Below are 13,633 nucleotides of genomic sequence, written 5' to 3'. Positions count from 1 at the left end.
TTTCCTATGCATTTTTTACCCCCAATAAAAGTACGGCTTCTTCGCATATTTACAGGATTTTACTGCATACAATTTTGCGTGATTTGCTTGAGCTTAAACCTGCTCTTACAAAACTACTTGTCTTTGAGCAAAGCTTCTTAGGATATTTGCAAGGGAGTGAGTTTCTCTTACCATTTTTCCGTGAGATTGCACGCCATAATGTAGCGATGAGCGAAATCCCGTTGCGCGATATTTATGCAGACTATGAAGAGCATTTAGAGATTTTAGAAGAGATTTATATGCGCTTTATCGCTAGGCTTGATGAGCTTGGGCTGGAGAGATTTGATGATAGGCAAGAAGTGATTAAGGAGTTTGTGCAGGGTTTTAGTCAAATAGAGCTCTATCTTGATGGACTGCTTAATCCACTTGAGCGCGAGAAGCTCCACTGCCTAAGTATGCATAGACCCTTGCATATCCATATCCAAACAGACCACTACAACTACAAATATTTTAGCTGGCTTAGCGAGAGTGTAGAACCCGGGTTTAGCTATACATTCGTTTTAGATTCTAGTCCATTTGCTAAAGTCATTAGCCGAGTCCAAATCCCGCCACTAGCACCTATTAGCGCGCTATCTTTTGAATTGCGTTTGGGGCAGTGCAGTTTCGCGCTAGAGAAAGTGCGCGAACTGCTAGCAAGCGGTGTTAGTGGTGATGACATCCTTATTATTACACCAGATGAGAGCTTTAGTAAGTATTTTGCTTTGCTAGATTCTGCGCATAATCTCAACTATGCTATGGGGAAAGATTTTTTATCATCTGCTAAAAACCGCGCGTGGTATGATGCACTCTATGCCACTATGCAGGGCTTCACGCAGCCTAAAGCCAGCAGTCTTGCCTTTATAGAATCTATCTTTAGCTATATTTTTACTCAATCACACGCTAATAACTTTAGTGGAAACTCTTTAGATTCTAGCTATAAGGCTTTGTTAGACGAGCTGCCTCCTTGTCCAATTAGTGTGCGCTTGCAGACCAAAGTTTTGGAGATCATTGGAGACTATTTGCGTGTTGAGAAGGCACTAGATTTTAGCTATGAGCAACTACTTGAGCTGGTGTTTTTGCGCCTTGCGGAGCTGAGTATCGATGATGTACGCGGGGGTAAGGTACGCGTTGTGGGGATTTTGGAGACTAGGGGGCTTGTGTGTGATTATGCGATTGTGGTGGACTGTAATAGTGGCTTTATCCCTAGGATTAAGGACAGTGATATGTTTTTAAATACGGCAGTTAGAGAGAGGCTACAAATGCCTACCTTGCAAGATAGGGAGAATCTACAAAAGCATTATTATTACCAGCTTTTTTCTAAAACGCGAAAGGAAGTATTTCTCACATTTACAAACAATGAAGAGTCTAAAGAATCAAACTTGCTTGATGAGCTAGAGCTACAAGGCATAGCCATTAAGCGCAAGAATGGTGATAATTTCTACGCCCTTTTCCCGCCAAGCGCACTAAAGCCCTATGCAGAAGAAGAGATTCTAGGATGTATAAAAGACTTTACTTTTTCACCTACGAGCTTAGGGATGTTTATGGAGTGTAAAAGGAAGTTTTACTACCGCTATATCGCTAGGCTTGAAAAGCCAGATCTCGCGCTAGAATCTAGCCTAGAATCTAAGGCTTTGGGTGTGATTGTGCATAATGCTTTGGAGCAGGCTTTTGGCACGCATACACTTGCGGTGTGTGATGAGAAGCTTGTGGATATGATTTGGCAAGAGTGTTTGAATATATTAAGTAAGCAGCTTTGCCAAAATGCCATACAGGGTTTTGACTATGAGCTAATCGCACAGGGTTTGAGAGGGATTTTCACACTGGAAAAGGCATTTGCCAAGAAAGGTAGATTTCGCGTGGCGGCGTGTGAGCAGGGGTTTAGCTCTAGCATTTGCGCTGGTGGTATGCACTACCAAGTAACTGGCAAAATCGATCGCATCGATATATTAGCAGATGGCAGCTGGCGTGTGATCGACTATAAATTCTCTAAGCCTAGTAATGACAGCAGCAAGCATTTATCCCAGCTAGCATTCTACCGCCTAGCCCTAGAATCTAGCGCACTTAGGTTTAAAGACTCTGCTTATGCTCAGGGCTTGCAAATCGCAAAGCCTAGCCACATAGAGTCGCTAGTGTATTATCTAAAAGAGTCTAAGTCCTCTCAAAAGCGCGTAGAAATACTCACACAAGATAAATTTGAAAAGTATAAAGCAATCATTGTAGAAACGCTTGCACAGATGAGTCAGGAAGTGTGTTTTGAGAAAATACAAGATAGCACGAAGTGTCAATATTGCACATATATAAATATGTGCAATAGAAGTGTAAAGAAGTTTGTGTTATAATGACGGCTTATTTTAATCACTAAGGAGATGTTATGAAAAAGCTAGTAACAGTTGCTTTACTTTGTGGGCTTGTATCATCAAGCTTTGCAATTGGGATTGGGAAGTTTAAGATCAATCCAGAAGCGGGTGTAAGCTATGGTATAGCTACGCCGAGCGAGACAAGCAGTCTGGGTGGCTATGCTAGAATATGGCTTGGGGGTAATGGCTTCACAGTCGCACCTATGGTGAAGTATAACTACATCTTTGGAGCAGATGAGCAAAAAGGTTTTGCTAATATCCAAGCTGGTGGACTTATGGGGTATAGGATTTTCCGCCTTACGCCATATGTCGGGGTAAGTTATTCTGGGTTTAAAGACGCTGGTTATGCAGATACAACCGCGCTGAATTATGGAATCTATTTTGATATCCCTATCTTGCCTTTAAGCATCGGTATTGACGCGAGCTGGCAAAAGCCCAAAATCCTTGGTACAGATATTTCACAATCACAGAACCAAGTCGCTTTGACACTAGGATTTATCTTCTAAAAACTTATGAAGTATTTTGCGCTAAAGATCGCCTATAATGGAGCGGTGTTTAGCGGGTTTGCTCCGCAGCGCACCGCTGGCATTACAAGCGTAAGCGAGACACTAGAATCCACTTTATTAGCACTTGGCATAGATTCTCCCATAGTTGGCGCAGGGCGCACGGATAAGGGGGTACATTCTTTGGGAATGATCGTGCGCATTTGTACTAAGGACTGCTGGGAGAGTGAGCGACTCTATGAATTGCTAGTCCCAAAGCTTTATCCTCACATCAGACTTCGCGCACTATGGGAAGTGTCTAAGGATTTTCACCCACGATTTAGTGCGTACGCAAGATCGTATATCTACATTTTTAGTCCGCATTATTTGCTACCATTTTTTTCTTCTTTTATCGCAAGAGAGTCGCTAGGAGATTATTGCGCGCTACAAGAGTGCTTGCAACTTTGTGTAGGTGAGCATAATTTCGCATTTTTTTCCAAAACCGGATCAAATCCTACAACCACCACGCGCATTATTTATAGCGCGTATATAAGTCCTAGAATCTACGCAGGACAGCAGTGCTATGTCGTGCGTCTTGTAGGGAGTGGGTTTTTGCGCGCACAAGTGCGGTTGCTACTTGGGGCTTGTTTTGCTGTTTCAAAAGGCATTATCACTAAAGATGATTTCTTAGCCCAGCTTAATGCCCTACGCCGTAGCTACTCTATCCCAGTAGATCCGCAGGGGCTGTATTTTGGCAAAGCTTGGTATTAGCCCCATCTGTGTTGCAGAACGATTGTTCTTTTTTTTTTTTTTGTTACAATCGCGAGCCTCATTTTGGCAAATATTACAAAACAAAGGAAATCAATGATAGATCTAGGTATGGAGCTACATAACGATACATTAATCACATCAAAAACCAATCTCAAAAGTGCTATTACTTATTGTAATCACGACTTCTATACATATAGCGGACTTAGCGAGAGTGAAGTGCTAGGAAAGCCTCATAATATCGTGCGTCACAAAGATATGCCTAAGGCTGTGTTTAAGCTACTTTGGGACTATATCAAGCAGGGGAAGGAGGTGTTCGCTTTTGTAAAAAATCGCACGAAAGACAACGCTCACTATTGGGTGTTTGCTAATGTTACGCCATCCATTGATATTAACAAAAATGTCGTAGGTTACTACTCTGTGCGCAGGAAGCCTAATCCACAGGCTCTTGAAGTGATCGTGCCGCTTTATAGTGCTATGGTGGAGGCTGAGAGAAACGGTTCGATAGAATCTAGCGCGATGATTTTGCAGCGTGCTTTAGAACAATATGGTAAAAACTATAATGAATTTATCTTCGAGCTACAAAGGGGCGCGCAATGAATACAAAGTCGCTAGATATTGTGTTTATCGTACTGAGTGCGCTTGGGGTGCTACTAAGTATCGTGCTAGGTTCTATTTGGTATGCGTGTATCGCACTCTTGTTTGTGGGTGTAGGGGCGACATCTCGCTTTTTCTTAAGTCGCCACGATGTATATTTGCTTCAATCGCTTGCGGTAGTTAGCAAGCAATATGCAGATGGAAAGTTTGAAGGGCGGATTGTGCATATTAGAGGCAAAAGTGTTATGGCGCAGATTTGTGAGAATTTAAATAATCTTATCGACCACCTAGAAGCGTTTTTGCGTGAGGTGCAAACTGCCATTGAATGCTCCCAAAAGGGAGAGTACTACCGCCACGCACTTAGCGGCGGACTTGAGGGGACATTTGCGCAAAATATCCAAGGTATCAATCACGCTCTTACGCAAATTGAGCAAAACGACAAAGAAAGTGTAAAAAATGCCTTAAGTAAAAATCTAATGAATCTCAATCTCTCTCATCAAACAAGAGATTTAAATGAAATTGCCAATGGGCTTAACCAAGATATTTCCTATATGAAAAAGGTGGATTCTAATATCCAAGAAATCAGCAATTCTTCTAAAGAAAGCAAGAAAGAGATCATTATGCTAACAGAATCTATCCGCAATCTCCTAGAGCTTATAGAGGCTAATAATAGCTCTGTGGAGAGCTTTGCTGAGAAGTCAAAGGATATTGGCAATGTAGTTAGGATCATTTCAGACATCGCAGATCAAACAAACCTTCTCGCCCTAAATGCTGCCATTGAAGCTGCTAGAGCTGGGGAGCACGGCAGAGGTTTTGCTGTGGTAGCAGATGAGGTGAGAAAGCTAGCAGAGAAAACCCAGCAAGCCACAAACCAAATCTCTGTTTCTATCCAAACAATGCAGCAAGAAATGGAGACAATCCAAAGTGGAAGCGAGCGAGTTTCACAAATTGCCCAAGATTCAGAATCTAAAATCACAGAGTTTAATGAAATCTTTAGCAAAGTTGATGAAAATAGCTCATCGCTTGATGCGATCTTTGCCCAGCTTTCAGAAGGGCTTATTCTGTCTGTAACAAAGCTTGATCACATTTCTTTTAAAACTAGAGTATATGACTCTCTTAATACCCAAGCTCCAATAGATTTGGAAAACACCCAGCCTATATCAAGGCTTATTGATGATGAGAGTATGGCGGATAAGCTGTATAAAAACTGCTCGAAACATCAGTGTGAGATGATACGAGATAAAATATTACATCACGCTAAAGACTCTATTATCCGCATTGCAGAACCTATTACAATAGATTCTTCTAAGGCTATTATCGATAATGTCAAGGCACTTGAAGAAATCTCTGATGAACTACTGCAATCGCTAGAGAAGCACTAAGGTAGAGATACTATCAAGAAGCTGGCAAGCTATTTCAATGCACTTTTAGTGCTTTTGCTTCTGCCTTGTAGGTGTGGTAAAGGAGCAAGAGAATCAGGAAAGCACGCCTTGGTAGGTTTTTAGAGATTCTAGCTCCACCCAAGGTTTCTCCCAAGGCTACGCTACACAGGCTTAACACAAAGGCTAGAGCCTAGCCTACTAAATCCTAGCGAGTTATTCTAAGCAGTTTTTAATGGGTGTGCAAATGTGGTTTAAATATGAGAGTGTTAGATTCTAAGTTTTTGCTGAGCTTACGAGCTACGCCAAGGTACTTAATGACCGCCAAACACTTTCTAAGCGGTGGGAGTGTGGAGATTAGCAAAGAGATGACAAAAGTGTGTGCGATGGGCTTGGAGCTATTTTGTTATGCATTAGGCAAGAGTGCATTTGCCAACTATCTCAGTGGCGAAGATCCCAAGCATCTAAAAAACAATCACCTACTCCGTAAACCTACCTAAACTCTCTAACTATGCGCAGAAGCATACAACACTATTGTGGATAGGAGAGAAAGCACGCGTGCAAGGTATTTGCCAATACATCGTAAGATTTATGTGCAAGGGAATATAGCAAAATCTACTCTTAGATGTTGTGATGATGGGACACACGGCTTGCAAGGCTTTGCTAAATAGCCTAATTTGATCTTTACAGATTCTTTACAAATGGCTTGGGAGTTTTTACAAGGTGGGATTATAATTGTCCAAATCTACACAAAGGCACCTTATGCCCAAACCTAAAACCCAAGTACGAAGAGTCCAAGTCCAGTTCCATCTAGCGCAGAGAAACTATAGGCGCATTATTAAGCGTATGCGCGCTACTTTGCTTGATGAGCCGCTAGAGCCTGCTGAAAATATGTATAAGGTAGAATCTACCCCCACACTCAAGCGTATCGTGCAAAAGGTACGCGTGGGAGTTTTACACACAATTACAACCTTGCTGGAGATTCCATATAAACACGAAGCGCGTGTGGCTTGTATGGAGTTTGTGATGAGTATGCTCTTTGCTTTTTGTGCTCTCTTGTGTGTGGTGGCGGTTCTGGCGATTTGCTTCTTTCTCTTTGGTAAGGCTGTGCCTACGATTATGGAAGTGGGAGTTTGGGATTTCTTGCTGGGTGATAAGTGGATGCCTACAAGTGAGGTCTTTGGAATCTTCCCTATGATTATTGGAAGCTTGCTTGTAAGCGTGCTGTCTGTGGTATTTGGCGCGTTAATTGGTGTACTAAGTGCGATATATCTAGCTTATTTTTGTAAAAAATCTGTGCTAAAGATTCTAACCCCTTGCGTGGAATTACTTGCTGGGATACCTTCGATTGTGTATGGATTTTTTGGGCTCATTGTGCTGGTGGAATTTGTGGATTTTTTCGCTGATAATGGTGGAAAAGGTTTGCTAACTGCTAGTATTTTGCTAGCGATTATGATTTTGCCCACAATCATTCTTATTTCTAAAACAAGCGTAGAGGCAGTGCCAAAGTCATACTATGAAGGTGCTATAGCACTAGGAGCAAGCAAAGAAAGGGCGGTGTTTTTTGTCGTGATCAAGGCGGCTAGAAGCGGGATTCTAGCGAGTATTGTGCTAGGTATGGGGCGCGCAATTGGTGAGGCTATGGCTGTTATCATCGTCGCAGGGAATCAACCCTTAATACCAGAATCTATAACTGATGGCGTGCGCACGCTAACAACAAATATCGTTATGGAACTTGGCTATGCAGAAGGCTTGCATCGCGATGTACTCATAGCTTGCGGAGTGGTGTTATTTGCCTTCATTCTCTTGCTTAATCTCTGCTTTCGCGCTATCGCCAAAAGACTATAATCAAGCTCACAAGATTTGCAAGGTAGAAGCCTTGGGGCAGGGGCTTGTGCGGTGGGGGCTAGCTCCCTTTGGGTTTGCCTTTGTTATCCTTTAGGATTTTGCCATAGCCTAGCGATACCCCAACGAAGAGATTGCTTGCTGGTTTGTCGATATAGCGACCTTTGAGTAGATAGAAGCTGATAAATGGCGAGATGCTAAAGCTGCTCCATAGCGTTGTATCAAGGCGGAGATTATATTCTAGCTCGTGCTCTGGGTTGCGAAAGTCTGGGTAGTTGTTGATGATATAGTGGCGGTAGTTTAGAAGTGAGTTAAACTGCACACCCTCACGCAAAGTGTGCTTAAGCACTAGTCCTGTCTCCACACCCATAGATTCTATGAGATTATGAATATCGCTAAAATCTTCTTCACCAAAGAGATTGAGCTTTAGATTTTCAATATACTTGCCATCAAAGAGTCTAATCCCAGCAGCAAAGCGGAAAAACTTCTTGCGGTAGGGGAGATTTAGCGAGGGGGTAAATTCACTTTGCAAACTTAGCTGTGCATAAGGACCAATCTCGCCCCAGCCGATTTTCTCTAGCTTCCAAATCCTCTGCGTATATCCGGTGGAAAACAAGATTCTATCAAGTGTTTTGTTTCTTAAGCGTCTTTGTGGTGAGAGAAATACCATTGTCTCGCCATATTCTGCAAGCAAGGAGTTGAAAAATACAAATCGTTTAGAATAATAATCTGCAAGCATATAGCCATAAAATTGCATTATCAGTTGTGAATTGCCACTAAGTCGGCTGTTGGTAAAATGTGTATAGTTGTCTTGATTGGTGATTGTGGTGGAAGAGAAATTAATCGAAGCGCGGGATAAATCTATCAGCCAACCTTCCCGATCTATATCAACATCAAGTTTTTTGTCAATAGGACTAGCGTGAGCCACACAGACACACGCCAGAGTCAAAAGCTTTGTAAAGCTAGTTGTTGGTCGGGAGATTGTGGGAGAAGTTGGAAATATGTTTGATAAGATTTTTTTCATCAAAAACGACATCTTGCTGGGCAGCTTCTTTGACAAGTGCCAAGGCTTCGTTGGTGTTGTAGTCATTCCCACCCTCATAAGGCTCAAATATACGATTGGTGATCGCTAATGCATAGGCTTTTTTCTTAATGCTTGGAGGCGCGGAGTGAGGATTGATTGCATAGACAACCGTTTGGGTAAGGATTTCATCAAATTTCCAATGATCAAAGCAGTAGGCTAAGAAAGAGATGTGATCAACGCCGAAGAATTCTTGCTCAATTAGTGCGATATTTTTAAAATCATTTGCTTTAAGCGCTTCGCGAAACTCTTTGTCCTTTTTAGATTTGATAAGCACGCTGGAGAAAAGGATCATTCCAAGACGCAAGAGCATAGCGCAGGGGATAAGGGTTTGAGAGAGTTTGCGGTCTTCCTCATTGAGCCAATTTGAGATGAAATCCACTTCTTTAGAGCAGTTGCCAATGAAAAGATTTGTATCAAGCCCGTAGGGGCTGACATTGATTTTGATTCTAGAGCGCAAGGAGTCTGCCATTACGATATTTTTGACATTTTCAATTCCAAGCAGTGCTATAACTTGATTGATTGTAGAAATCTCTTGAGAGAATCCGTAGTATGCGGAGTTGGCGGTTTTTAGAAGATTGGCTGTGGCAAGTGGATCTTTTGAAATAATATTAACCACACCTTTAATCTCTAATTTTGAGCCTTTTTCATCGATATAGTCGCGTAGCTTTATTACCGTATCTGGTAGCGGGGGGAGATTTTGCTCAACAAGTGTTAAAAGCATATCATTCATTGAAAATCCTTTGCTTTTAAGCTTTGCGGATTCCACAAGGGCTTTAAGCTAGTTTGGTCTTAATGTCCATTCTATCTAAAATTTATTTGGTTTGTTATTAATACACCAAAGTTTTTGGGTAAAACGCGCAATCTCCTACTCTAGTTAGCATCGATCAAAATAGAATCTAAGCTAAGTAAATTATACTTTGCTCACATTATCATTATTTGGTTTATTTGATAGAATTGATTTTACTTATTATCGTGGCTGGTTTTCAATCGCGCTAAATTTTACGCTTGAGTATTTTGATATTTCGACAATTATTGTATATCGTTACGGATGTGTTTATTGCGTATTTGTTTAACATTTGTGGGAATTAGGTCCTTGCAGATGATGGAGCTTGGGATTGTTTTGATGTTTATGATTGGGCTGGAGTTCAGCTTTGATTGTGCCAAGAGATGCTGATATTGAGATCTTGTAGGTGTGCATTGTTGATATTAATTATTATGCGTGTGGGTTTTCGCTTGTGGTGAGTATGGGATTTTGCTTTCTTCAATGACAATTATGCTTAGCCATTATAAGACAACAAGCAGTTTAATGTATCATTTGGCAAGAATGCTGTGGGGGTTTTGATTATGCAAGATGTTGTAGCAACCCCTATTATTGTTAGAAGGCAATAATGACAGACTCTCAAGCATCGCTTTGGGGATATGCTCATTAAGATTTTTATATCTGGCGTACTGTGCTAGCACTTCTGCTGATCCTATGGGTGGCTAGTGGTATGCATTCTTTCGCGCGTAGCCTGCGCTAAGACCAATGCTATTTTATGCTAAGCGTGCTTTTAGTGCTAGGCTCTGCGCTTCTAGCCTACGCCTTTGACTTTTTAATATCGCTTGGCACATTTATCGCTGATATAAACATTTCCCACTCTCAAGTGAGCTGACAAAATCTCAAGTAACTTGCAAGGTGGCATTGATTGTTGTGGGCTATAGATAGCTTAGTATAGAGATGGTGGATTTACTCAGGCAAGCAAGGAAAGCTTATGTCGCAATGGATTATGATGGTGAGTGTGTAGGGGGTTAAGCTAAAAGATCGTGTAGTATATAGCAAGATCCAGTAAGTAAAGTTTCTCAAACTACTTAAGTTCAAGGATGCACATATGATACAGAAATGATTAAAGATATTTGTGATGAAGTCTAGATTTCAACCCACAATCCCAATCATTGCCAAAGTGGATTCTAAGGAATGTAAGCGAGCTTGGGTGCTATTGATGTGATTATTTGCAACCTCGCACAGAGATTGCCACGCTCTTTGTGCATAGGGCAAAGCCTAGAATCTAGCTTGATTTTTCTTGCACTACTCATAGCGCAGGGCGTTGATGGGATCTTGCATTGAAGCCTTTTTGGCAGGGAGATAGCCAAAGATTATGCCAATAAGCACGGAAATGCAAAATGCCATAAATGCTACGCCTATATCAAACACAAATGGTAGTACCATTACATAGCTAGCAAACAGCGCCCCGAAAAACCCAAGCACAATCCCAATGCACCCACCAAGCGAACTAAGCACCACAGATTCTACAAGAAACTGCATAAGCACTTCGCTCTCCAGCGCGCCGATGGCAAGCCTAGTGCCTATCTCTCTTGTGCGTTCTGTTACAGAGACAAGCATAATATTCATAATCCCAACCCCCCCTACAAAGAGACTTACACTCGCAATCGCTCCTAGAAATAGTGTCATTGTCTTTGTCGTCTCTTCCATAGCCTTTGCCATTTCCTTTGTGTCCCAGATTTCAAATAGCTCTCTTTGTCCCTCTTGTGGTGGGCGGATTTGGAGCATTATCTGCCGTAGCTTTGCCACAGAGCTCACATTATCAACCCCATCATCAAGCGAGATTAACACTTGTGAGATAAAAAATGGCGTGCTTGTCCCAAAGACAAAGTTTGAAAATGTCTTTAAGGGCATAAGGATTACATTGTCTTGATCATTACCGCGGAAACCTTGTCCTTTGGATTCTAGCACGCCTATGATCTCACATATACTATCGCGGATGCGTACTCTAGCTCCAAGTGGGTTTTCTTGGTTGAATAGCTCTTTTACCACGCTTTGTCCCACTAGGCATACACGCGCGCTTGTGCTGTACTCCCTAGTCTCTATGGTGCGTCCAGATTCTAGCTCCCACGCACTAGCGAGCAGGTAATCTTCATCAACCCCACTAATTTGCACTTGGGCATTTTTCCCACCATAGCGCACAAGTGTTTCGCTATATACCACAGGTGCTACTGCGCGTGCGAAAGCTAAATTGTGCTTTAATATCGCCACTTCTGCACTGCTAAAATTGCGCCTTAAGCTTCCTCCTCCGCTCCCAAATCCGCGCGCAGGATTTAGCATAATGATATTGCTCCCTAGGTTTTTGATTTGGGTTTGGATATTTTGCTTTACACCATTGCCTATGGCTATCATCACGACCACACTTATCACACCGATGATGACCCCTAACATTGTCAAAAATGCACGCAAAAGATTACGGCGGATTTGCTTAAAGGCTAGGGTGAAAGCGTTTAGGAACATTACTTAGAATCCTTTGTGGGCTCGTTTGGAGTTTGAGCGTTTTTATAAACTGTAAAATCTTGTGTTGAATTGTTTAGATTCTGGGTGGTGCTAGAAACTGGTTTTGCGCTAATTGCGCTATTTTTGTCATTGCGAGCAAGCACGCTAGCGTTTGTGTGGTAATCCACACTAGAATCCACTTGTTATCTCCTGTTGTATCTGTCCATCAAGAAAGTGCAATTCCCTTGAGGCATATTGTGCCATATCGTGCTCGTGCGTTACCATAAGGATTGTGATGCCTAGATTTCGATTAAGCTCGCTAAGTAGTTGCATAATTTCCACACTGCGCTTAGAGTCTAAATTCCCCGTGGGTTCATCGGCGATTAGAAACATCGGCTCCTGTGCGATTGCTCGAGCGATTGCTACGCGCTGCTGCTGCCCACCACTTAGCTCATTGCTTAAGTGATGCGCCCACTCCTTTAGCCCTACCATTTCTAAGGCATACAAAGCTTTCTGCTCTCTTTGGTTCTTGTGGATTCCACGATACAAAAGCGGCAGCTCGACATTCTCTAATGCGGAAGTGCGCGAGAGCAGATTGAAGCCTTGAAAGATAAAGCCTATATAAAACCGACGCAGCAAAGCGCGCTGCTTGCGTGAAAGGCTACTTACATCTACGCCATTAAAGAGGTAGCGACCACTTGTTAGGGAATCTAAGCAGCCAAGGATATTTGCGGTAGTAGATTTTCCAGATCCAGAAGGACCCATAAGCGCGACAAACTCGCCTTGCTCTATGGCTAAATTTACCCCACGCATAGCTTGATAGCCTGCTTTGTAGGTTTTGTGCGCATTTTCTAGGAGAATAAAACTCATTGCTTTTGGCTTGCTTGTGTGATGATTTGGGCATTTGGTGCGAGCTTTGGGCTAATGATTTGGGCATTTATGCCATCATTGATCCCTACTTCTACTTCTAGGGGTGTTGGTGTGCTATTTTCTAGGATGTAAATGGTTTTGCTAGGCTTTTTGCTAACTTTGGCATTGCTTCTGCGTGGAGGTGATGGGGCGGAGAAGGAAAAGGACTTTTTGCTAGTAGCAAGCTTTGGTGGCTCGAAAAATAGCGCGCTTACAGGGATTGTTTGAATGTCTTTTCGCGTTTGGATAATGATATTAGCACTAGCACTCATACCCGGGCGTAAAAGCTTGGATTGGTTATTAACTAAGATTCTAGTTTCATAGCTTATGATGTTGCTACTGCTATCTTGTGTAGCAGCATAGCTTACGCGATCGACTTTAGCGTTAAAGTCTGTATCTGGGTAGGCATCAACACTAAAGCGCACATCTTGCCCAACTTGTACCTTGCCTATGTCAGCCTCTGCGACATTGACAACTAGACTCATTTCATCAAGGTTTTTAGCAAGCTTGAAAAGAGTGGGCGTTTGGAAGCTTGCTGCCACGGTTTGCCCCGGATCAATATCCCGCTCTAGCACGATGCCATTGATAGGGCTTATGATAATAGAGTTTTTTATATCAATTTCACTACTTTTGACATCGGCTTCTATGTTTTTAATTGCAAGGGCATTGACTTGCACATTACTTTTGGCATTTTCGTATTCTAGCTTGGCAGCTTGTAGCTCAAGCTTTGAGGGAGACTTGCCATGTGTGCGGGTAAAAAGCTCTTGCAAGCGGTCGTAATTCCACTTGGCTTTTTCCTGCGTGATGAGACTTAGGGCGTGCTGGGCGCGTGCGGACTCTAGGGAAGCTTTTTGCTTGTTTAGTGTTTGGTTTAGCTTCTCTGGGTTTATGATCGCTAGCACTTGTCCCTCTTGCACGCTATCATTAATATCAAC

General features: G+C 42.4%; 13 protein-coding genes. 7 read left to right on the top strand and 6 right to left on the bottom strand.

The features are described 5' to 3' along the window. The 7 genes from IKB69_RS06670 to pstC all read left to right on the top strand — a co-directional run. Nucleotides 1–2,357: PD-(D/E)XK nuclease family protein (locus IKB69_RS06670; RefSeq protein WP_290947650.1), on the top strand; the 2,357-nt coding region annotated here is incomplete at its 5' end. 32 nt (nt 2,358–2,389) lie between these two features. After that, on the top strand, nt 2,390–2,881 hold the full coding sequence (locus IKB69_RS06665; protein ID WP_290947648.1) for a hypothetical protein: 492 nt from the start codon (nt 2,390–2,392) through the stop codon (nt 2,879–2,881). Between the two features lie 6 nt (nt 2,882–2,887). Further along, nucleotides 2,888–3,628 carry a tRNA pseudouridine(38-40) synthase TruA gene (locus tag IKB69_RS06660; RefSeq protein ID WP_290947646.1) on the top strand — a complete coding sequence of 247 codons (741 nt, stop codon included), beginning with the start codon at nt 2,888–2,890 and terminating at the stop codon, nt 3,626–3,628. A gap of 93 nt (nt 3,629–3,721) precedes the next feature. Continuing rightward, on the top strand, nt 3,722–4,225 hold the full coding sequence (locus tag IKB69_RS06655; protein WP_290947644.1) for a PAS domain-containing protein: 504 nt from the start codon (nt 3,722–3,724) through the stop codon (nt 4,223–4,225). Then, nucleotides 4,222–5,604: a methyl-accepting chemotaxis protein gene (locus IKB69_RS06650; protein ID WP_290947642.1), complete on the top strand. Its 1,383-nt coding sequence runs from the start codon at nt 4,222–4,224 to the stop codon at nt 5,602–5,604. Before IKB69_RS06655 ends, IKB69_RS06650 begins: the two co-directional genes overlap by 4 nt. Before the next feature lie 314 nt (nt 5,605–5,918). After that, nucleotides 5,919–6,101, top strand: coding sequence for a hypothetical protein (locus IKB69_RS06645; protein ID WP_290947640.1), 183 nt, complete (start codon nt 5,919–5,921; stop codon nt 6,099–6,101). Between the two features lie 262 nt (nt 6,102–6,363). Next, complete coding sequence (gene pstC / locus IKB69_RS06640; protein WP_290947638.1) at nt 6,364–7,449, top strand: phosphate ABC transporter permease subunit PstC; 1,086 nt, start codon at nt 6,364–6,366, stop codon at nt 7,447–7,449. Nucleotides 7,450–7,507: 58 nt separating this feature from the next. Here pstC and IKB69_RS06635 read toward each other — a convergent pair whose 3' ends face one another. From IKB69_RS06635 to IKB69_RS06610, 6 genes are all read right to left on the bottom strand, one after another. Beyond that, on the bottom strand, nt 7,508–8,203 hold the full coding sequence (locus IKB69_RS06635; protein ID WP_290947636.1) for a hypothetical protein: 696 nt from the start codon (nt 8,201–8,203) through the stop codon (nt 7,508–7,510). A gap of 205 nt (nt 8,204–8,408) precedes the next feature. Beyond that, entirely contained in the window at nt 8,409–9,260 is an 852-nt protein-coding gene (locus IKB69_RS06630; RefSeq protein ID WP_290947634.1) for an HDOD domain-containing protein, read from the bottom strand. 1,335 nt (nt 9,261–10,595) lie between these two features. Next, nucleotides 10,596–11,810, bottom strand: a complete 1,215-nt coding sequence (locus tag IKB69_RS06625; RefSeq protein WP_290947632.1) for an ABC transporter permease — start codon at nt 11,808–11,810, stop codon at nt 10,596–10,598. After that, nucleotides 11,810–11,989, bottom strand: a complete 180-nt coding sequence (locus tag IKB69_RS06620) for a hypothetical protein (protein ID WP_290947630.1) — start codon at nt 11,987–11,989, stop codon at nt 11,810–11,812. Before IKB69_RS06620 ends, IKB69_RS06625 begins: the two co-directional genes overlap by 1 nt. Next, complete coding sequence (locus IKB69_RS06615) at nt 11,979–12,659, bottom strand: ABC transporter ATP-binding protein (RefSeq protein ID WP_290947628.1); 681 nt, start codon at nt 12,657–12,659, stop codon at nt 11,979–11,981. The genes IKB69_RS06620 and IKB69_RS06615 overlap by 11 nt, the downstream gene beginning before the upstream one ends. Then, a partial coding sequence (locus tag IKB69_RS06610) for an efflux RND transporter periplasmic adaptor subunit (protein WP_290947626.1) occupies nt 12,656–13,633 on the bottom strand: 978 nt, incomplete at its 5' end. The genes IKB69_RS06615 and IKB69_RS06610, both read right to left, overlap by 4 nt.

This window comes from Helicobacter sp. (assembly GCF_017502485.1).
Classification (GTDB): domain Bacteria; phylum Campylobacterota; class Campylobacteria; order Campylobacterales; family Helicobacteraceae; genus Helicobacter_B.
The sequence above is the reverse complement of the archived record's forward strand: the minus strand, read 5'-3'. Positions and strand labels throughout refer to the sequence as shown.

Excerpts from the sequence above, each read along its gene's own strand:
- IKB69_RS06625 (WP_290947632.1), bottom strand. The coding sequence starts at position 11,810 with ATGTTCCTAAACGCTTTCACCCTAGCCTTTAAGCAAATCCGCCGTAAT.
- IKB69_RS06665 (WP_290947648.1), top strand. The coding sequence starts at position 2,390 with ATGAAAAAGCTAGTAACAGTTGCTTTACTTTGTGGGCTTGTATCATCA.
- IKB69_RS06635 (WP_290947636.1), bottom strand. The coding sequence starts at position 8,203 with ATGCAATTTTATGGCTATATGCTTGCAGATTATTATTCTAAACGATTT.
- IKB69_RS06660 (WP_290947646.1), top strand. The coding sequence starts at position 2,888 with ATGAAGTATTTTGCGCTAAAGATCGCCTATAATGGAGCGGTGTTTAGC.
- IKB69_RS06655 (WP_290947644.1), top strand. The coding sequence starts at position 3,722 with ATGATAGATCTAGGTATGGAGCTACATAACGATACATTAATCACATCA.
- pstC (WP_290947638.1), top strand. The coding sequence starts at position 6,364 with ATGCCCAAACCTAAAACCCAAGTACGAAGAGTCCAAGTCCAGTTCCAT.
- IKB69_RS06645 (WP_290947640.1), top strand. The coding sequence starts at position 5,919 with ATGACCGCCAAACACTTTCTAAGCGGTGGGAGTGTGGAGATTAGCAAA.
- IKB69_RS06615 (WP_290947628.1), bottom strand. The coding sequence starts at position 12,659 with ATGAGTTTTATTCTCCTAGAAAATGCGCACAAAACCTACAAAGCAGGC.
- IKB69_RS06630 (WP_290947634.1), bottom strand. The coding sequence starts at position 9,260 with ATGAATGATATGCTTTTAACACTTGTTGAGCAAAATCTCCCCCCGCTA.
- IKB69_RS06650 (WP_290947642.1), top strand. The coding sequence starts at position 4,222 with ATGAATACAAAGTCGCTAGATATTGTGTTTATCGTACTGAGTGCGCTT.